This window comes from Galbibacter kalidii, assembly GCF_026241135.1.
Lineage (GTDB): Bacteria > Bacteroidota > Bacteroidia > Flavobacteriales > Flavobacteriaceae > Galbibacter.
The window spans coordinates 389,846-409,091 of the sequence record NZ_JAPFGA010000002.1 but is presented as its reverse complement, the minus strand read 5'-3'; the positions used below and the strand labels follow the sequence as shown (position 1 = coordinate 409,091).

Below are 19,246 nucleotides of genomic sequence, written 5' to 3'. Positions count from 1 at the left end.
TTCCGCCTTGGGGGCGGAACTCAAACAGATTTTTATCTTTAACCCACTGCTGCTTCCTTGATTTTCAATATTTTTATCGTAGGCCGGAACCAAACCACAAACGTTGAAATTTCATCAAAACCTCAGCAGATTCAGTATGTTTAAAAAAATCAATCAAAACGTTTTGGACGCTATTAGTTTTAAAGTAAACAAATTTGTTTACTAAATGTTAATTCATTAATTGTGAAAAGAAGTAGATGTTCCCGCCCTGTTGGTTATAGTTTGGGTTTTGTCTCCATACAATTGATGTTAATTACCCATAAAATTTTCTCAATAAACTATTAAAATAGAAGTGGTTTTGTAGATAATGTTTTATTTTCGAACTAAATCCTAAACATGAAATCACCGTACCTATTCCTACTCCCTGTTTTCTTCTGTTCCCTGAGCAGTGTGTTTTCCCAACAATCCATCACGGCAAAAATCATCGACAGCACCAAGAAGGAGCCTGTTCCCTTTGCTACGATTTCCATCAATAAAGATGTTGGGGTTATCAGTTCTGAAACAGGGGCTTTTACACTTCATTTGAAAAAAGAAATTAAAAAGAAAGATTCCCTCTTTATAAATTCGTTGGGGTACAAGGAAAAAGTGATTCCAATTACTGATTTTAATGACCCTGTAATTGTTTTAAGTCCGAAAGTATTCGAGTTGAATGAGGTGCTTCTCATGAGCAAAAACTACACGGTTGATGAGATCATAGACCGTGTTAAGGACAGTCTGGAAAAGAATTACGACTTTAAATTGTTAAAGCAAAAGCTGTTTTTAAGAAACTCTTTTTATACCAATATCGATAAAAAAGAGGTCGTTATAACAAAAAGCTCCATTCCCGAGTTTACCCAAGTTTTTGTGGACAGCTTGGTCAATTCGGCCCCCAATTCTGATTCGAGCCATTCAGAAATCCTGGGTGAATTCTATAGCAAGAATTCTTCTGAAGATTCCGAGGCCAAATTACATATCATAAAAGCGTCCCGTTTATACGATAAAAACAACGAGATGACTGCTAAAGCCGTTACCGAGAGGCTCAAGCATATTTTGAGAACCCGTGTAAAACGCAATTCCTATTTTAAAGTAAAATCGGGGTTATTGCTTGGTGTTAAAATGGAAATAGATTCATCAATGTTTGAAGATGACGAAGCGAAAGAGACTGAAGAAATGGTCGAAAAGCGCCAAGAGCAATTCCTTGAAAGTAAAAAACGATCGCTTACCCAGCTACAGCAACACAATTTTATCTTTAAAGATTCCGATCTCAATTTTATCCATAAAAGCCGGAAATATGAATTCAAACTAGAGAATGTAACTACCCTGCACGATTATATCGTTTATAAAATCACTTTCGAACCCAAACGCAATGCAGATTATAAAGGCACACTCTATGTAAATGCAGATGATTTTGCAGTGATAAGGACGGATTATGAAAATGTGAAAGTTATTCGGAATTTTAACTTATTCGGGGTATCATTCAATCAGCATACAAATAAAGGGACTTTGCTTTACAAAAAGAACAGCAGGGGCAAATATGCACTAAAGTATCTTGAAGAAAGAAACGGACAAAAAGTAGGTTTTAAAAGACCTATTAAGATCATTGAGAAAAACAAAAATGTAAAAGGGCGGCGTAAACAAAACGAAGTGGCCAGTGATGTTCATTTCATTGTTCGCAATACAGACAAAAGTGAAATGATCGTTTTTGAAAACGATGCCATAAATCAATCAGATTTTGATAGTTATAAGGAGGATCCTGATGTAACTCCGCAGTACCTATCCAAATACGATCCTTCTTTCTGGGAGGGGTATAATATCATAGAACCCAATGCAGCAATTAAAGAATTTAAAAGTGTTGAAAATCAGACTGAGGAACAGCCTTAATCGTTAACGGTACAGTTCATTTAAATAGTCCTTTTGTGCACCAACTCGCTCATAAAACAACTGTAAATTCCGCTGATTATCCGTTTTTCCAACAATGGAATTATTATTCTTGATCAGACCGGTCAGGGATTTCAACTGAAAATTTGTGGTCTGATACATTTTAATGTCAATACTATCCCCTGATAGTGTATATCTTCCGTAATACACGCTATCGGTAATGGATAGAACAATTTGATTGTTGTATTCTAAAAACAACATGGGTTCTTCCCCAATTTTACCCTTCTCAGGAGATAGTACAGAATCGTTAATCCTTATACTTTTCAATACGTAAGCACCAACCACTTCTTCGTTTACAATTGATCTTAGATTAAAAGCAAATATGAAGTATGAAATGGAAAGGACTATTACAAAAGCATAGGGGAATAACTTCACGAATTTACTTTTCCCTACTTGTATCGAATCATTGAATCTTCCTCCTTGCTTTACAAAAAATCGAAATAATTCCTGACGGTATTCTGCCAGTAAAAGTATGGTAATCACAAGGTCAACAGCTATATGGGTAATGGCAAAATATATATCAAACTCAATATTTAATATCAAAATATTAGCACAGACACCAAGTGATAGTAATAGTGCAATTAATCTCGTTCTTTTAAAGACAATCAACACGCCAATCAAAAATTCAGCCAGGCCAATAAATAAATTGTAATTATACGATCTTCCAAAGAAAGACCACATATGCTGCGTTTTTGAAACTTCCACTAAAGGGACATAAGAGGTCCAATGTAAAACCCTGAATTGCATATATAGGAATTTTGGTATTGCAAAACAGATCATCTTTGTAGACAAGTAGTAAATAGATAAGTACTTTAACCCCTCTAAAGTCTTCTTAAGGTAAAAGTTTTTCATGTATCCCGGTTAAAAATGCCCCCGTTTCAAATAACCTGAAATACTCAATAAATGATATGATTTTATCTTAAAAAGGTAAAAGCCGAATTTCAGGTACTATTCACTGCCGATATATATGGGAACATATATTCCCTACTAAGATAGGAAATATGTCTAATCCCAATTTGACTTTAACATACCCTTACGAATATGGAATATAAGCCTGTTGTGGTTTAAACCAAGCTAGGAGTAGAAGTAGCGGAAATAAAAAAATCCACCAAAATAGGTGGATTTTCTTGGAGGCATCGAGCGGATTCGAACCGCTGTACAAGGTTTTGCAGACCTCTGCCTAGCCACTCGGCCACGATGCCATTTTAGGTGGGCAAATGTAACAAAAATATCGTTCTTTATCCAAAAAGTGAGTTAAATAACTATACAAAAGCTTCACTTTTTTCAGTAAATACCTTTAATGGAATATATATCTCCCTTGCAGGACTTAAAGATACCTCAATTTTTCAGTAGGCAGTAACCGTTTACAGTTTAATTGTTTAGCTGTTGTACATCCCTAAATAAGGTTGACCGTTTTTAATTAAAATTTATTCCTTTCAAAGTCCTCACCCCTGCCTACCGGCAGGCAGGCTAGCTCTCCCCAAAGGGGAGGGAACAAGGTCAACTTCAGGCTTCGGTCTCCCGACTTCCGTCTTCGGGCTTCTCTATTTTGAAAGCGTCATTTGTATGGTCACCTGTTCTACATTGCCTCCAATAGGTGGGTTGATCTTGGAAACTTCGACTGTTGCTTCCGTAGCAATATCGATTTCAGTCAAGATACGGTCCAGAATCCTTTTGCCAACATGTTCCAATAATTTAGAACGCATCACCATTTCCTCTTTTACGATCCTGTTCACCTGTACATAATCTACAGTGTCTCTTAAATGATCACTCTTGGCAGAGGGTTGCAAATCGGCTTTTACTTCCACATCCACCCGATAATCACTTCCTATTTTTCCTTCTTCTACCAAACAGCCGTGATAGGCATATATTTGAATGTTTGTTATCCTGATGATTCCCACTTCATGCAATTTTTATAATACAAAAGTACAGTATTGCGTATTGAGTACAAAGTATTAAGGGGTTGTAAAAAGAAGCTTTTAACATAAAATGTCAGTCTGAGCTTGTCGAAGACAATTGTTTTTCAATGAATTATGCTTCGACAGGTTCAGCATGACATCTGGGTTTGCAGTTTTTTAGACAGCCTCTAAGAAGATGGAAGTGTTTTAATCACAATATCCCTTGTTGATAATTTTAACAGTTCATGGACTATCCATGGCTTATCTATGGAGTATCCGTGGGGTATCTTTATTACCGCATAGTACAACGACAATTACTGATCCCCTGAAAAATATTCACCCCTACGGTGATCATATGTGTTCCGTGGCTATAGGCTTCGACCTCATTAAGAATCGCTTGATAGGAATAGGCGAAATAAAAACCTCCTTTGCTTACCCCAACCATCGGACCTATATTTAACGGGTTAAAGAACTGATCGTTCAGGAAACGGTAACTAATACCCGCCCAATAATAGTCCTCAAAGTCCCATAGGCGCACTTTTAGGTTTAAATCGGTACTAGACCGCCCATCACTCTCAAAAACCTGAAAGAAGACCGATGGCTCCCATTCAAACTTGGATGTAATATCCGCTTTATGTCGAAATCCGCCATAGAGGTAATAATTCCTGAGCTCATTAGGTTCGCTGATGGCATATACATTCAAATCTTTATTCAAAATATTTGAAGCATTCAAACTGCCAAAAAATTTCCCCAGGCGCAACATCACCCCAACATCAAAATTGTGATTGGTTGTCGAACGGTCGTCGGTAACCCCTGGATCGTTGGTCTGGTAGTCCATGTCTATCCTGAACTGGTTTACACTATACGAGAGACCGAAAGAAAGAAAGCGATCACTTTCATTGTTTAACGTAAGATGGTGCGCAAAAGAAAGTCTGGCTCCCATTTGTCGGGTATATCCATTCTTATCGTTATAAAACAAAGCGCCGATTCCAGATCGCTGTCCCAAGCGGACATCGCCTACAAGGGTTTGGGTATCGGGAGCATCCTTGATACCCACCCATTGTGTCAAGGCATTTCCCCTTACCTTTACATAATCACCTATCCCTGCATAGGTAGGGGAAATCACAAACTCATTGTCTGCCAAATACTGTGTAAACGTCGGGAGTGTTAGCTCTTGGGCTTTGACCGACAGACCTACTGTAATCGCTATTACAAAAAGATACTTCTTCATTATTGTTCTTTTTTATCTGTATAGTGTAAAGTGTCCTACAAACTCTCTATGGTCTTCCTCACCATTGAGTCTTACTACATACCAATAGTCTCCTGTAGGAAGTTCTTTTCCGTTGTATTTACCATCCCATTCTTCTCCTAGATCCAGTTCAGCAACCACACGTCCGTAACGGTCATAGACCTTGGTCATTATCTTCGGATAGTGAAGTGTATTCTCTGGCCCCCAACCATCGTTCTCACCATCTCCATTTGGTGTAAATATTGGTGGGAATTCAACATCTATAAACTCCATTTCTATTTGCGAGATGTCAGAACAGCCGTTGGCGTCTACAACCATCACCTCATAAATTCCGCTTTCCCTGATCACATAAGTGGCATCACTTCCCTGGGAAACCCCGTTCACGAAATATTCATAGGGTCCAGAACCTCCAGATGGTGTCATGGTAAATTCATTCAAGTTGCTTTCACCGACACCCATCACAAGTGGATCTACCGAGTCTACGGTAAAGCCTTCCTCTATGGTTTTATCACATCCTTCGTAGAAAATGGTTATGTAATGCTCAACTTCAGGAGTAACATTTCTAATGATCCCTTCCCCGTCGATAACCTCATCAAACAATTGCGCTTGACTAACGTCGGTAGAGTTAAGGGCATACATCACATCTGCAGGGTCTATGTCTGAATCTGGCAGGCTTACCCTCACTACATTTACAGCGGTATTATCCTGACAATCAAAGCCAACCTGAACCTGAGCTGTTAAATCGCCTAAGGACGGAATAGTAAACGGACGTTCTACTTCACAACCATTAGCATCATTCACAAGGACTCTGTAATCTACTCCTCCTCGAAGCTCTGTTAATGGAACCTCCTCATTTTCATTAGCAGTACGCAATTCCATTTCTTCTCCGGTCGTATCGTTAAACACTCTCACATCATATGGCCCTGTACCTCCGCTAACACTAAAATTATAGTATCCTTCGTCGGCTCCATGACAAACAACATTGGATTTATCCAACTCATTGAACACAATCTCCTCCGGTTCTTCGATGGTTACTTCTTCACTAGTATAGTCACAGCTCCATGCGTCGAATATGGTAACCGTATAAGTTCCTGCAGTCAATCCACTAAATACCGGTGATTCTTGGGTGTCTGATGATACTCCCGTAGTTACGTTGGTCAAGGCAAAGTAATAGTTGCCTTCTCCGGCACCACCCGTAACGTTTACGGCTCTTATTTCGCCTACGGCTTCTCCATTACATAATATGTTGGTCTTCGCAACCTCCGCACTAATCCATTCAGGTCGGGTAAGTTTCAGTAATTCAGCATCAACCACACAACCCTGACTGTCCGTTACTACAGTCTGGTAAAGCCCGGATTGAAGGTCTATAAACACATGTCCGTTTACATCAGTTACCGTTCCGATCAAGCTAGGATTATTCACAGGCTCTGTTGTTTCTTCCCCTCCGTGATAGTACAAAGTAATATCGTAAGGCGCATAACCTCCCGCAGGGTTCACATAGATTTCCCCTTGATGATCCGGACAGGTAACATTAGCCACTTCTTCCATAATCACACTCAATGGTTCATTGGATTGAGAAATACTGAACCTGCTTGAAGCAACACTACAAGCTATACCGTTAAGCTGAGCTGATACTTCATAGGTTCCGGCCGAAAGACCCTCTACCACAACCTCACTGCTCGTAGCAGTTCCGCTGGTTACAAATGACGTATCGCTAACCCCGGTGATGGTATAGTTATAATCATTGGACTGATCGCCATCATCCTGGAAGTGATCATACATTGTTAATGTCACCGTTCCGGTTGCCGTATCGTAGCAGGTCACAGGCGAGTTCTGCTGAGCTGTTAATTCGAAACTATCTGCAGGATTGTTGATATTATGCGATGCACTGATCTCACATCCTGTATCTGTATTAAGAACCGTTACAAAGTAAGCTCCGTCTTGAAGATTAGTAAAGCTGTGGTTCAATGTTTGTACCACTCCTGAATCTTCAATTATATTTCCTTCGGTATCTTCAATAGTGTATTGTAGGTTTACTGCAGCTCCGGAAGGCACTACTGAAACCGTAGCTGTAATGTCTTCTCCATCAGAACAAGTGATATAGCTGTCGACCATCAATTCAAGGTCGTCAAGACCTACAAACGGATCGATCGGCACATCCATGGTGCCGCTACAACCCTTATCGTCATAAACATTTACAGTTACTGTTCCGCCGTTAAGGTCGGTAAAGGTTAAATGATCAAGGCTGCCATTTTGCAATACGTTTCCGTTCTGAATAAACTGGTAGCGAACAAAGTTTCCGCTACCGCCTTGAACAGCATCGGTATCTACAGTAATTGTAGCATATTCAGTTATATTACTATCGGCATTACACAAGAACTGACTCACAGTCACTGCAGGTGTAATCACGATTGGTGCCGGTGCTGTGATAGTTTCTGAAATTGTATCCGTACAGCTATTGTCCGCTGTTGCTGTAATGGTGTATACAATTCCGTTTACTGATCCTGCTAGCTCATTGAAAGTAGCTGTATATCCCGTAGCAGATGATGGCGTTATCGGGGTCGTTACAGAACCATCCGAAGCTGCTGTAATCTCGAATGTAAACGGTCCGATACCATTATCAACCGCACGAACTACGATCTGTCCGTTTTGAGAAGCCGAACACATTTCGTCGATCGAGCTGACAATCTCCAAATCCGGAATAAGAAGTTCAGGAACAGTTACTGTTCTTTCTACTGAACAGCCTATAATATCATCGGTAATAGTGATAATATAGTCACCTGATGCTGAGGCACCAGTCCATTCAAAAGGAGTAACAGCTATATCGTCCGAATCCGTAATTCCATTAGGTCCGGTAATGCTGTAGCTATAATCCCTTGAACCATTAAAACTATCCAGTGTGATTATGGCATTGGCAGCATCAGCAGGCTCACAATCAAGCAGGGTTGTTACCAATGGACGGAATTCAAGTGGAGTAATGGTTTGTGTACCATTGCTTGCTCCAGCAGTACATCCATTAGCATCTCTTATTTCGATGTTATAATCTCCTGCTGTTAAGCCTGAAATTACATATTCGTTATTCGTATCAAAAGAAACATTGCTCAAGGCTCCATTTACACTCAAGGTATAAGGCGGTGTTCCTATTTCGTCCAGACTTACAGTGATTTCATAACCGTCTGTTGGGTCACAACTGTCTGTGATTCCGGCTGAGATGGATAGGGGTTGTGGTTCTGTGATTTCCTGTTCGACTGTAGAGGAACAACCTGTAACTTGAGAAATTGCCTCAATAGTATATACCCCCCAATCAAGACCTTCAAACACTGCCGTGTATCCATCTGATTCATCTGGTGCTATATTTGAAATGTTTGCGCCATCCAGTTCTGTAATCGCAAATGTATATGGGCTATCAGTACCATTCGCTTGAACCACAATACGACCATTCTGGGCATCATAACACGAAATGTTATCATAATCCAGAACCGTAAAGTCAGGGTATTGACGTGGAGGAACAACCACTGTCACTTCGTTAGATTCACATCCTGTCCCTATATCATTAACATTAATAATATATGTTCCTGCATCTCCATATTGTAGTGCTTTTGGATTTTCATCTAAAACATCACCTGTAACATCCCAAGTAGAACCTTCTACCCAGTTTACGTCATAAGTAAAGTCTCCTGAACCTCCTTCAACTGTTAGTGTTATTTCTGCATAGTTATTATTACAATACAAAGGCTGAGTCATGACTGCATCCACACGTAATGGCTCATGAATTTCTTCTTGTGTCTCTCCTATGGCAGGACAACCATTGGCATCATAAACCTCAACAGTATGATTGCCCGAAGTAAGACCTGAAATTGTAGCAATTCCACTATTAAATGTAATTGCTTGTTGAGCACCTCCATCTACACTTACTGTGTAAGGAGCTACACCCGGAGTAACAAGTGTTACATCAATTTCATAATTACCCTCTCCGGCACAAACATTATCAGCCAAAAGTGAAATTTCAGGTTCATCGTCATAACCAATATCAAACGGTTCATCAATACTACAAGTGTTTGCATTGGCATCCCGTACCCATGCCGTGTATTCCCCTTCAGCTAGGTTTTCATAAGCTTGTGTTGAATAATCAGCATCGGTTGGTGTAGTACCTTCTGGCACAAAGGCATATTCATAATTACCACTGCCTCCAGTAGCACTTAAGGTAACGCGCCCTAGTGCATTACAGTTTTCATTAATGGTTTGCTCTACCGTAAGAACTAACGCATCAGGCTGGGTAATGTTGAAATCAGCTTCTACAACACAACCGGGGTCATCTACCAAAGTAGCAGTTACTGTGTAAGTGCCGGCATACAATCCCGTTTCCGTAGCTGATAAACCATTCGAGGTATTTGTAATAGCTAAAATCGTAGTGCCATCATATCGTGTTCCATTGATTTCATATTCAAAATCACCTGTATAACCATCCGTCAAATCATCTAAGTTTAGGGTCACGCTGCCATCATTAACACCATAACAGCTTACATGAGCAGGTATAGCATCCAGATCAAAAGTGTCCGGATCTGTTACCCTATGTGTGGTCTGTACATAACATCCCGTATCTGTATTGGTCACGGTGATCAAGTAATTTCCGATATCCAAACCAGTAAATATTCCCGTAGCGTTGTTTTCATCATAGGCATTATCAGTACCATCTACATGATAATCCAAGGTGGCACTACCACCGGTCTCAGTAACGGTTACGGAGATGTCTTCCAGATTATTACACGTAATCGCATTGTCTATAGCAACCATTGGATCTGAAATCTCAACAAACGGATCTATCTCAATATTTTGTGTACCAATACAACCGTTACTGTCATAGACATTAACTGTATAAGTTCCTCCCGAAGTGTCCTCTACAATATATTCCGGGCTGGCACTGTCTTGTAAAACTGTTGTTCCATCAGGAGCGATAAACTCAAAACGGGTGTAAGTGGTACTTCCACCGGTAACCTGATTTGGGTCAACAGTTATCACGGCATCATTCATATTGTTTCCTGTAGTACAATCGAATGGCGTTGCCGATACTGCTGTATTTGGAACAATTACTTCCGCCGGTTCTTCTATTTCGTGAGTAATTTCAGCCGGACATCCAGTTACATCAGAAACCGCCTCTATTGTCCATGTTCCATAATCAAGACCTTCAAATATAGCTGTATAGCCATCTGATGGTGTTGTTGGAGAAATAGGTCCAACAGGAGCACCATCCAATTCCGTAAGCATAAATGTGTATGGTCCATCATCTCCGGTTGCTGTTACTGTAATAACTCCATTTTGGGCATCATAACAAGAAACATCCGAGGTACTAGACGGTACAACCTCAAATTCCGGATATTGACGTGCTGGCACTTCTATTGAAATATCTTGGGAATCGCAACCCGTTCCTACATCGTGAACTGTTATTGTATAAGTTCCCGCATCACCAACCTGTTGCAACATTGGATTAGAAGACATCGGGTCACCATTAACTGTATAGGTTGCCGTATCTTCATGGTATACATCATAAGTGAAATCTCCAGAACCTCCAGAAAGTACTTCTATCGTTACTTCTGCATAATTATTGCTACAATACAACTCTTGTGTTAAAGTAGCATCAACCTGCATGGGTTCGTAAATTTCTACAGGCTCAGCCGTTGTAGATTCACATCCATTGTTGTCCCGAACAACGACATCATAAGTTCCAGCTGCTAAACCATTAAAAATATTACTGTCTTCGAAAGTTACACCATCATCAATTGAATACATATAGGGTTCTGCACCTCCCGGTGGCATGGTGATAGTAAGTGTAGCTCCTGTATCTGGGTCGCAAGATGCAACATTTACATCTGGTACAGCAGGTGGTTGAGCTATATGCATTATAATATCCTGAGTATTTGTAGTACACTCAAATTCATCCACAACACTTACTGTAATCGTAATAGGTGTGTCTGTTGTATCATCAATATCTGTTAGTTGAACAAAAATATTTTCATCAGTACTAACAATATCACTAATAAAATTAGGACTCGACAAGGTGTACGTATAATTTCCGCTTCCGCCTTCAACATCTACAGAAACAACCCCAGGATTAGCACAGGTAATATCCCTCTCTGTTTCAGCAAGCAAAGTAACAGGCTGTAATTCTTCAATAAATTCATTGGCGCTTCCACTAGCTGTGGATGTACATCCAGTTATCCCGCCATCTGTGGTAATGACAATATAATAAGAGGTGTTGGGGGTTAGGTTTTCAACCGTAATTTCATTTGTACCCGGCCAAGCCACACTTCCACCACTTGTTTGTGCCGGCGTTGTTTGGTTGTTTAAATCAAATAACTCCCATGAAATTGGAACCTGGCTCTCTAAGTTTGAACCGTCCAATGTAAATGTAATTGTACCAGTACTTTCTCCCGCACAAGAAGGTGTAGATTCTACTGAAATCAAAATCGGGATATCTTCTTGTACATCGTCATATAATGTAGTATCATCACTTTGACGGATACATCCGGCTTCATCCCTTACAAGGAAAGTATAGCTTCTACCCGGTATCAATCCATGTGTTTCATCGAAGATAAATGAACCCGATGTTGGACCGGTACCAGGATACCAATCTGCTGTATCCGGATCAAAAGTTTCAATATTATCTGTAAAAGCATATTCATATGGCTCGTCTCCTTGTGTTCCCTGTACCTCAACTGTAAGGGTATTACATTCTACAACAGCTTCAACCTGAATCAAGAGTTCATCCAGTGGATATGGTACTGTATATCGTGGGAAACGACGCATACAAAGTGTGTTTCCATCAACATCAACAGTACGCATCGCAGGTCTTACTACTGTTCCCGGTAAATGACCCGTAAACACAGGATTTGGATCCCACGTAGCTCCATTATCATCACTGAATTCAACATCAGTAGTTGGAGTATAGTTTACAAACTCAAATCCGTAATCATTTGCATCCAAACCATCACAAGTCGCAGGGAGGACAGGTTCAATATCGGCTGTCAATTCAACAGGCTGTATGATGGTAAAAGTTTCAACATCTTCACAACCATATCGATCTGTAACAGTCATAGTATAATCTCCAGGCTCTAAATTGTAAACCGGATATTCATTAGGTGATACATAATCTGGTGCGTGAAGTACCTCGGTGCTTGTTGTATTGTTTTCAAGAACAATATCAAAAGCTCCTCTTCCACTTACAATCGTCATTAGAATCTCTCCTGTATCTCCAAAGCAAACCGGTTGTGTTTCGTCTATATCTATATCCATCGGTGGAGCATTGTCCACGATAGCCTCAACCATCGCTTGACAATACGTTGTGTTCCCACTACCATCTACTCCACTGTTATAACGAACATACACATCATAGGTTCCGGCAGCTGTAATATTTGTCAAGCTGTTTGAACTTCCCCAATCACCTGCTCCAGGAGCAGTGCCTGTTGCCATAAAAGCATATTCATATGTTGCGGAACTATCCCCTCCGTTTGCAGTTGCAGTAATACTTCCTTGTGAACAACTGGTAAAGTCTGTAGCTTCAGCCGTTAAAGTAAGTTCAGGATGGATAGTAATATTCTGAAAGTTAGCTGTACAACCCAATCTATCACGTACTTCAATAGTATGTGTTCCTGCCGGAAGTCCTGTAATAATGTTGTCTGTAGGTAAATCAGTCCAAGCACTACCATTTCTTCGGTATTGATAATCTCCATTACCGGTAAGGTTAGTTACTTCAATCCAACCTTGATAATCTCCTTGGTAACAATCTATGGCCTCAAGGTCGAAAGCAAGCGTTTCAGGTTCTTCGATTGTAGGAGGGGTATCATCTTCGGCTTCACAACCGGCATCATCCATAACTTCAAAAGTATGTGCAACTCCGGGTGTGGCAGAAAATGTATTGGTAGGCTGCCAAGCCCCGCCATCCATTCGGTATTGGTATGGAGCTGTTCCGCCTCCAGCAGTAACGGTGACGGTTGCTGGTGTACTTCCCGAAGCACTACAACGGGATTCCGCAGTTATTACAGCATCTGCTGTCAATGCAGCCAAAGGTTGACTTAAAGTCTGCGTAAGAGGTACAGAACAAGCTGAATCATTAGGATCTGTAATAGTAATCGCATAATCCCCTGCTCCTAAGCTTGGAACAGTAATAGGGGAAGTGGTTTCACCATTGCCATTTGCAACGGTAGTTCCGCCTGTCGAAACTATATAATCATAACCATTAACAGGGTCAAAATTACTTACCTCAAAGGTTAAGCTTCCGGTAGTTTCACCATAACAAAGGATATGTTGAACATCGGTAACTCCTGCTTGAAGTTCCTGACCGTCTTCCACTAGCACTATAATCTCTTCGGTACATTCGCTACCGTAATTTACAGTAACGGTATGCGTACCCACAGCTACATCTTCAAAGACATTATGATCGGTTGCCATTGTATTATCCTGAGGAGTAGCTCCATCTAATGAATAGGTATAATTTTCCTCTAAAGGTGTAATCCTAACAATTCCAGTACCGTCACAACTGTAAGTCACGGTATAATCCAGGTCCGGAGGTGTTGGTAGTGGGTCAATTATCTCTTCTTCTGTAACTGTACAAGTAGTAGCATTTGCATCACGTATCGTTACTTCGTGAGTGCCGTCTTCTAATGTAATTGCTTCCAATTCGGCTTGAGTTATCCAAGCCCCGCCGTTAAGTTGGAATTGATAATTACCACTTCCCCCTTGGGCTGTTACTACAGTCAATGTAGCATCTTGGTTACATGTATATACCGAAGCACTTATATCGAGTACCAACGCATCAGGTTCGTCAATGTAAATTTGTTCAGGCTCGGGTCCACATTCATTTTCATCTGTTACTGTATAAGTATAAGTACCTTCAACCAATCCTACAAAGATCACTTCAGTACCATTGGATGTAAATGTTTCATCATAACCGTTTGGTCCGGTTAGATGTACATCATAAGGTGGAAGTCCACCATCAGGTGTGATACTTATTTGCCCATTATTACCTCCAAAACAGGTCACATCTTCTTTTGAACTCGTAGCTGTTGGTGTTTCCAAGGGATCGATCACAAATACTGCTTGGGCAGTACAACCTTCATCATCGGTAATATCAAAGGTATAGGTGCCGTCTGTTGATGCTGTATGGGTAAAGCTTGTTTCTCCCAAGTTCAATGTCGTTTCTGTACTAGCATCCCCATTTACTGTATAAGTATAGGGTTCATAGCCTCCGCTAATGTTTACCTGGATAGTCGCATCAGGTGAATCTGAACAATCCAAGCCTTTTGGGGAATCTGCAGAAGCAGTTAACTCTCTCCCAATATCCACAGTAGCTGAAGCTTCGCTCTCACAACCGTAGGCATCACGTACCAAAACATCAAGGGTTTGGGCAGTGTTTACCGTTATATCAAAAGTATTGCCCGTTACTGTTGTCCAAGTGCTTCCGTTATCTCTACTGTAATAGTAAGGAGCAACACCCTCGGTAATGGTAAATCCAACGGTAACCCCGTCATCGTCCATACAAATATCATTGTCCGCATCAGGAGTAACGGTTGGCGGAGTAGGTTGTACCAAGTCGAAAGTATCTGTTTGCTCACAGCCTTCCCCTCCGTCATCGATAACGGTTACCGTATAGGTTCCTGTTTGATCAAGTCCGGTAAAGGTATGGCTTGCCCCTGAACCTGTATCAGTAGTCGTGCCATCAGGATAAGTCAGTGTATATTCATAACTCCCCCATCCGTCTTGAGCAGAAACGGTAACACTTCCGGTGGTATATCCGGTTTCGCTACACTTGATAGGTTCAATTACTGGTTCGTTAAGTGTCAATGCCGCCGTAGGCTCATCAATAGTTATCGTAACATCGTCTGTACATCCATTGTTATCCGTCACTTCAACTTCATAGATTCCGTTATCTAAATCTTCAAGCGTTATGGTGTTTGCCGTTAGACCTTCTCCCTCGGTTGTTCCGTTTACGGTATAGCTGTAAGGTGGTGCCAGTAGATTATTTACAGTTAGTTCAGCTTCTCCATCTACTGCTCCCAAACAACTCACACTACTTGTAGAAGTCACACTAAGTGTCATTTGCGGATTGATGGTCAGCGTTCGTTCATCAATGCATCCATAGCCGTCTTTTACATATACGGTGTATGTCCCTGGAGTTAAGTTGTCAAAAGTGTATTCTGTTCCTCCTTCTATATCTGGGTCAAACCAAGCTGCTGTATCTGCATCCCATACTTCACCTTCAGGACTAATGCTAAACTGATAGTCCCCGTTTCCTGAGGAAACCGCGACATCGATAGTCCCGTTAGAGCCATTGTAACAGTCTACAGCATTGGCCGTAAAGGCAATTGTTGCAGGTTCAACCATTTCAATAACATCTTCTGCTACCTCTGTACATTGATTAGTATCACGAACGGTAACGGTATAAGAGCCCACAGCTACGTTTTCGAATGTATGTTGTGTGCCTCCTTCTTCATAAGGTACTAGCACACCACTACTGTCTGAAAGTTGATATTCATAAGGAGGGGTTCCTCCACTTGCTGTTACCAAGATAACGCCACCATTGTTCGCCCCACAACCTACTTGCATATCTACTTCGGCATCGACATCAATAGGATCAGGAACCTGAATTGGTATTTCGGTTTGCATATCAAATCCACAATCGTGGTCATTTGCATCCCTTACCTGAACAAACACTTCATCACCACCTTCCAAATCACCTATGGTCACTTCTGTTGCTGTTTCCGATATCCAACCACCTTCCCAGGTAGTGCCTCCGTCTGTACTGTATCTGTATTCATACCCAATAGTCGAATCAAGTACGTTACTCACTGTAAAAGTTACAGAGCCATCAGCAGTATCATAACAACTGGTATCGCTTTGGCCTGTGATCTCTCCGGCAAAACCACCGTTATTATCAACAGTCACAGCCAAGTCCATAGATGAAGAACAGATAGTAGGCCTTTGATAAGCCTTTACTCCATCAATGGCTATGTCGTTACCATTCATCTCTGTGGAATAGCTTATCAATTGTAGGGTCAAATCCTCATTAGGCCCTGCATTTAAAGTCATACTTACATCATGCCATTGTTCATCATTTTCAATTTGTCCCGCAGTATCTTCACTTACTATATTACCTGATGAATTTACCAGTACAGCTTTGATTTCCGGGTCGTATGCATTAGAATTTTGATATAAAAGGTTAATAACATTAAGGTTTAATTCTATTTCCGTTCCGGGTGTAATATCATGTATCTCTTTCTCATAAATCACCCCTCCAGACCCTGCTGCATCTCCAATATTGATGGCTAAATAACGACCCCCTGTCTCTTCAGGATCGAGTACATCATCCAACCATTCCTGCCCATTTCTAGGTATTAGGTGTTGTGTTACCACATACTCTCCGTCATCCAGCATGGAATCCCAATCTCCATCGTCAGGGTTGTCAGGATCGTTTGACTCATAGACATATGCTGAATTTACTTCTGGCCATGGAGTATTAGCTCCTCTACCAAAATCTTCTTCCAACAACAAAGAAGGAGTGGGATTGTCCGGGTTTACGTTTTCATAATAAACCGTAACCTCGTAGTTTCCGGGTTCCAAATTTTCAAACACTTCTGAATCCTGAGGTATGCCGTTGTCCAAGCTAAAAGTATAATCATAGATGACTCCGGAATCATTAGGAACATTTGCTTCAATAGTCGCTGTTCCTATACCTTCACAATCATAGACTACGGAATAGTTTAATTCAGGTGGAGCAGTATAAGTGTTGACATCGACAAACATTTGAAATTCACAGCCATTGGCATCCCTTAGGTACACATAATCGTCATTAGACATATAGCCTAATCTGTCGGTATCAGTTCTCCATTCACCGTCAATGTTGTATTCATAAGGAGGTGTTCCCCCTGTAACATTGGTAATCCGTACTTGTGATGACGGCGTATCAGAATCACCCGGCTGCCAACAAGAAACATCCCTTACAACACCTGCAAAAGCTTCAAGTGGGGCATCGGGTTGGGTAATAGTGAATGATTTGGTAATGTTACAGTGCTGTTCTTTATCATTTACCCCAGGGATCGTAATGTCTACTACGATATCGTAATCTCCGGGTTCAAGATTAGGAAAAGTTCCACTAATGTTACTGTTGATAGGAGTATCTTCTCCTGACCTGTATAAGTCAACCACTAAATCCATTTCATCATCAGGGTTGGCAAATTCCAAATTTACTGATCCATCACTTCCACCATAACAACTTACATTTTCAGTGATTACATCAAATTCAAAAATAATATCCAACTCTATGTGTGTGGCTTTGGATATCACATAGCCATAAGTGGTTTCGTATTCCACACAATTCCCCCACCAATCCCAATCAACACATTCCTGACCAATCTCATAACGGGTAACAAAAACGTATTCCCCTGCCCCCTGATAGTCGATTTCAAAGACCTGAGAATTAGGGTTTGGCTGATTTGGTATCTCTCCCCATGGAATATCTTGAAAAGAATCGTGCAATACCTCTCCATCATAACTCCACACAGCTACTTTTGGTGCTCCACCGGGAGGTAAGTCTCCTTCACACTGTCCCGTGAGCACTTTGATCATAGCCCGATCACATTCTTTTGTATTTCCGTCACCCTGATCGTGTTGTTGTACACAAAGGTCATAAGGGTTGTTATTTTCAACGGTTATGGTTTCTGTATAGACACAACCATTTCCTGAAGTAACTGTTAGTGTATAAGTTCCTGCGAAGAGATGTTCAAATAAGTGAGTGGAATCGGTAGTAGGTCCATAGGTAGCCGAAAAACCATCAGCACCTTCAAGAAGATAGGTAAATTCCCCTCCATTCATCTGGGTATCGACGTTGATACTTCCCAAATGTTGTGATGTGTAGTTTTCTATATCAACAATTGCGTTAATACCATCATAGACGTTAAAATAAAAATACTTAAAACATCCATTTTGAAACTGTACATAGATCCTGTAGGATCCGGCTTGAAAAACTGTATAAGATGATTCACCAATGGTGTTGGAAATAGTATTCCAGTCACCATTTGACTGAGGGCAATTTTGAAGGGTCGCATTCCCACCTAATCTTTCCCATTGAATGTTTTGAATATCGACAAATCCTGTTTCCAACGTTCGGGTATCCCCAGCATTACAGAGAAGAATGTTTGGCATTTGACTACCATCACTGGAGCATATCCCCATATTATCAGCCTGATCGAAAAAAGGATTTGTAATATTTGTCCAGTTATATACATTTACTGTTTCTGTATAGGTGATTTCCGTTCCATCGCAATCAATAGTTTTTTCAGCAACATAGGTGCCCTCTTCGGTGATTTCCACATCTTGGGTGTTTGCAACAAAAGCCCCATCCCTGGTCCAGGTATAGGTATCAAAACCATCCCCAGCGGTAATAGTCATACTATTACCACATAAAACTTCCGTACGAGTTGTATTTTCACCGGCATCCAAGCAAAAAACCGTTGGAGTGGCCAATGTTTCTGTGTCGTTGGAAAAACTAGGCTCTTCAACAACATTGTTATAAGTAGCAAAGGCCTGGTTGCTAATGCTACCATCCCTGATGTTTTCGACATCATTCACAGTTGCGCTAAGCCGTACTTCTCCGGTTTCACCAGCAGCAAGAGCACCCACATCAATAGACAATACCCTTGTTTGAGTATTATATACTGAGATATCTGGATTAGAGCCATTGAATGATACTAACTGCGGAATCTCATCAGTTATTTCGTAATCCGGAACCGTCTCTGTAGAAATATTTTCATAACTAAGTACATACACCACATCCATTCCCGGAGCTACAGGACCGGTAATCGGGTTTCCATTGATATCTTCAACCGTTTTGATAAGTTTTACCTCTCCGGCAAAAAGTTGATCATTGCCTGTTGTACTTTGAAAATTGGCAGTAGATGCAGCCCTTGAACTCTCGGAATTATCGATAATATATCCGTATTCCGTTCCATTGGCGTCTGTGTAAACGATTTCATTATTCATCCCTAATCCATTGGACAGGTCGGGCATGAATTTCATAGCTAAAATACTTGCAAGAAATATGCATGCAAGCAGTAGGTATACTCTTAAGGTTAAGTAATTTTTTATCATAGCA

5 protein-coding genes and 1 tRNA gene are annotated in these 19,246 nt (G+C 40.8%); 1 reads left to right on the top strand and 5 read right to left on the bottom strand.

Translation table 11 applies throughout. The annotated features are described in order from the left end of the window. Positions 1-375: 375 nt before the first annotated feature. Positions 376-1,899 carry a carboxypeptidase-like regulatory domain-containing protein gene (locus OOZ15_RS03975; protein WP_265954494.1) on the top strand — a complete coding sequence of 508 codons (1,524 nt, stop codon included), beginning with the start codon at positions 376-378 and terminating at the stop codon, positions 1,897-1,899. Between the two features lie 3 nt (positions 1,900-1,902). Here the strand turns inward: OOZ15_RS03975 and OOZ15_RS03970 are convergent, their stop codons facing one another. The 5 genes from OOZ15_RS03970 to OOZ15_RS03950 form a co-directional block, all read right to left on the bottom strand. Then, positions 1,903-2,703, bottom strand: a complete 801-nt coding sequence (locus OOZ15_RS03970) for a hypothetical protein (RefSeq protein WP_265954492.1) — start codon at positions 2,701-2,703, stop codon at positions 1,903-1,905. Between the two features lie 381 nt (positions 2,704-3,084). Further along, positions 3,085-3,158, bottom strand: a tRNA-Cys gene (locus tag OOZ15_RS03965). Positions 3,159-3,500: 342 nt separating this feature from the next. Beyond that, on the bottom strand, positions 3,501-3,857 hold the full coding sequence (gene folB / locus OOZ15_RS03960; RefSeq protein WP_265954490.1) for a dihydroneopterin aldolase: 357 nt from the start codon (positions 3,855-3,857) through the stop codon (positions 3,501-3,503). Positions 3,858-4,146: 289 nt separating this feature from the next. Further along, positions 4,147-5,085, bottom strand: a complete 939-nt coding sequence (locus OOZ15_RS03955) for a PorP/SprF family type IX secretion system membrane protein (RefSeq protein WP_265954489.1) — start codon at positions 5,083-5,085, stop codon at positions 4,147-4,149. Positions 5,086-5,097: 12 nt separating this feature from the next. Next, a complete protein-coding gene (locus OOZ15_RS03950; protein WP_265954488.1) occupies positions 5,098-19,242 on the bottom strand; it encodes a T9SS type B sorting domain-containing protein in 14,145 nt (4,714 codons plus the stop codon). Positions 19,243-19,246: the final 4 nt, after the last annotated feature.

Coding starts and splice junctions, on each gene's coding strand:
- OOZ15_RS03975 (WP_265954494.1), top strand. CDS start 376: ATGAAATCACCGTACCTATTCCTACTCCCTGTTTTCTTCTGTTCCCTG.
- OOZ15_RS03950 (WP_265954488.1), bottom strand. CDS start 19,242: ATGATAAAAAATTACTTAACCTTAAGAGTATACCTACTGCTTGCATGC.
- OOZ15_RS03955 (WP_265954489.1), bottom strand. CDS start 5,085: ATGAAGAAGTATCTTTTTGTAATAGCGATTACAGTAGGTCTGTCGGTC.
- OOZ15_RS03970 (WP_265954492.1), bottom strand. CDS start 2,703: ATGCAATTCAGGGTTTTACATTGGACCTCTTATGTCCCTTTAGTGGAA.